The sequence below is a fragment of the Pseudomonas sp. A-1 genome (assembly GCF_004801855.1).
In the GTDB taxonomy this organism is placed as follows: domain Bacteria; phylum Pseudomonadota; class Gammaproteobacteria; order Pseudomonadales; family Pseudomonadaceae; genus Geopseudomonas.
This window is the reverse complement of sequence record NZ_SSTC01000182.1, coordinates 1-2581: the sequence shown is the minus strand read 5'-3', so window position 1 is coordinate 2581 and position 2581 is coordinate 1. Positions and strand designations below refer to the sequence as shown.

At 76.1% G+C, this 2581-nt stretch carries 3 protein-coding genes; 1 reads left to right on the top strand and 2 read right to left on the bottom strand.

Features of this window, described 5'->3' with window-relative positions; all coding sequences use genetic code 11:
- The coding region (locus E5198_RS20880) for an HAD-IC family P-type ATPase (protein WP_168772573.1) at nt 1-1119 on the bottom strand (1119 nt) is incomplete at its 3' end.
- Between the two features lie 191 nt (nt 1120-1310).
- Here E5198_RS20880 and E5198_RS20875 point away from each other — a divergent pair.
- Nucleotides 1311-2171 carry a neutral zinc metallopeptidase gene (locus E5198_RS20875; RefSeq protein WP_136491822.1) on the top strand — a complete coding sequence of 287 codons (861 nt, stop codon included), beginning with the start codon at nt 1311-1313 and terminating at the stop codon, nt 2169-2171.
- Nucleotides 2172-2189: 18 nt separating this feature from the next.
- Here E5198_RS20875 and E5198_RS20870 read toward each other — a convergent pair.
- Nucleotides 2190-2581, bottom strand: a 392-nt coding sequence (locus tag E5198_RS20870) for an HAD family hydrolase (protein WP_136491821.1), incomplete at its 5' end; no start/stop codon positions are given.

Below are 2581 nucleotides of genomic sequence, written 5' to 3'. Positions count from 1 at the left end.
TGCCGCGCCGCCGGCCGCCAGCAGGGCGGCATCCAGCGGGTCGTCGGCCTCGCCGCGCACCGCGTGCAGGGCGAGCTGCAGCAGGCCGGCGTCGTCGAGGCCCGCCGCAGGCGCACGGTGGGTGAGCAGCAGGCGGCCGGCGGTGAGGGTGCCGGTCTTGTCGGTGCAGATGCAGGACACCCGGCCGATGTTCTCCACCGCCACCGCGCGGCGCACCAGCGCCTGGCGCCGCGCCAGGCGGTAGACGCCGACACCGAGGAAGAAGGTGAACACCACCGGGAACTCCTCCGGCAGCGCCGCCACCGCCAGGGTCACCGCGCTGAGCAGGGCGTCGACCGCACCGAAGCCCTGGGCCAGGCGGATCGCGGCGAGCAGCAGGCAGGTCGCCAGCGCCGCCCACAGCAGGGTCGCCACCAGACGGGCGATGGCGAGCTGCAGCGGGGTGCGCGCCTGGCGGCCGCTGCGGGCGACGCGCACCAGTTCGCCGTAGCGCGTCTCCGCTCCGGTGTAGAGCACCCGCAGCACCGCGCGGCCGCCGAGCAGGCGGGTGCCGGCGCAGGCCCAGTGCTCCTCGCCGGCGCTGTCCGGGAAGGGCGCCGCCAGCACCTGCTTGCGCACCGGGAAGGACTCGCCGGTCAGGCTCGACTCGTCGGCGAGCATCTGTGCGCCGTCGACCAGCACGCCGTCGGCGGGGAAGTAGTCGCCGGGGCCGACCAGCGCCAGGTCGCCGGGCAGCAGCTCGCGGGCGGCGATGCGCTGCTCCACGCCGTCGCGCAGCACCCGCGCCGTGCCGGCCAGACGGCTGGCCAGGCCGGCGGTGGAGGCCTGCGTGCGACGGTGCAGCCAGGCGTCCATGCCCAGCAGCGGGACCACCGCCAGCAGCAGGGTCAGCGCCTCGGCGCGGTCGCCGAGCAGGGCGAACAGCAGCGCGGTGCCGAGCAGGAACCACAGCATCGGGTCGCCGAGGGTCTCGCCGAGCAGCGCGCGCCAGCGGCCGGCGTCCTCGGCAAGGATGTCGTTGGCCCCGTAGCGGCGCCGCTCGGCGAGTTCGGCGCCGTTCAGGCCGCGCGCGGGCGACTCCAGCCCGGCCAGGCGCTCGCCGGGAATGGCGCGGCGCATCGTTCAGCCGCGCCGCGGCACGGCGGTGGGGAGGACATGCGGCATGGGCGATCTCCGGAGCGGCCTGTCACGAGCATAGGCAGCGGCCGGGCACCTGCGCGAGGGGGCGGACGATCGGCCTGGCCAGCGCGGCGAGCTGCGGCGACACTGCAGGGAGTGCGGCAGGCGCCGCGCACGACGGGAGAGAGGCGATGCGCTGGAAACGGGCACGACGCAGCGACAATGTGGTGGACGCCCGCGGCGGCGGGCGCATCGGCGGCGGCAAGCTGAGCCTCGGCGGCATCGCCGCCATCGTGGTGCTCGGCCTGCTGATGGGCAAGGACCCGCTGCAGATCCTCGGCCAGCTCGGCGGCGAGCTGATGCAGCAGCAGCTGCCGGCGCCGGGCGCGGGCGGCGGCCAGCCGGGCGACGAGGCCAGCGAGTTCGTCCGCGCCGTGCTCGGCGACACCGAGGACACCTGGCACGCGCTGTTCCAGGCCGGCGGCCGCCAGTACCAGGAGCCGCGCCTGGTGCTGTTCAGCGGCAGCGTGGACTCCGCCTGCGGCTTCGCCAGCGCGGCGGTCGGCCCCTTCTACTGCCCGGGCGACCGTCAGGTGTATCTCGACCTCGAGTTCTTCCGCGAGCTGGAGCAGCGCTTCGCCGCCGCCGGCGACTTCGCCCAGGCCTACGTGATCGCCCACGAGGTCGGCCACCACGTGCAGACCCTGCTCGGCGTCTCGGCGCGGGTCAATGCCGCCCGCCAGCGCGGCGAGCGGGTCGAGGGCGCCAGCGGCCTGCTGGTGCGCCAGGAGCTGCAGGCCGACTGCCTGGCCGGGGTCTGGGCGCACCACGCCCAGCGGCGCCTCGACTGGCTGGAGCCGGGCGACCTGGAGGAGGCGCTGAACGCTGCCAACGCCATCGGCGACGACCGCCTGCAGCACCAGACGCGGGGCCAGGTGGTGCCGGACGCCTTCACCCACGGCACCTCGGCGCAGCGCGTGCGCTGGTTCCGCATCGGCTTCGACACCGGCGAGCCGGGGCGCTGCGACACCTTCCAGAGCGCCCGCCTTTAGCGCCGGCGGCCGCCGCCGTCAGCCGAGCAGGCGCTGCAGCTCGGCGCAGTCGCGGGCGAACAGGTCGGTCAGCTCCGGCCAGGGGTTTTCCGGGTGGTTGACCAGCACGCTGCGCGCGCCGGCGGCGCGGGCGCAGGACAGGTCGTGGAGGTAGTCGCCGACCATCGCCAGCTCGGCCGGCACCACCGCCCAGCGCGCCGCCAGCTGCAGCAGGCCGTGCGGCTGCGGCTTGGGCGGCGCCTCGTCGCGACCGAGGATGTCGTCCACCGCGAAGCAGTCGAGCAGGCCGACCGCCTCCAGGGTGACCAGCGCCAGCGGCCGCGCATTGCGGGTGAGGATGCCCAGGCGGCAGCCGCGCCCGTGCAGGCCGCGCACCAGCTCCAGCGCGCCCGGCGCCGGGCGCGCGGCCT

Excerpts from the sequence above, each read along its gene's own strand:
- E5198_RS20875 (WP_136491822.1), top strand. The coding sequence starts at position 1,311 with ATGCGCTGGAAACGGGCACGACGCAGCGACAATGTGGTGGACGCCCGC.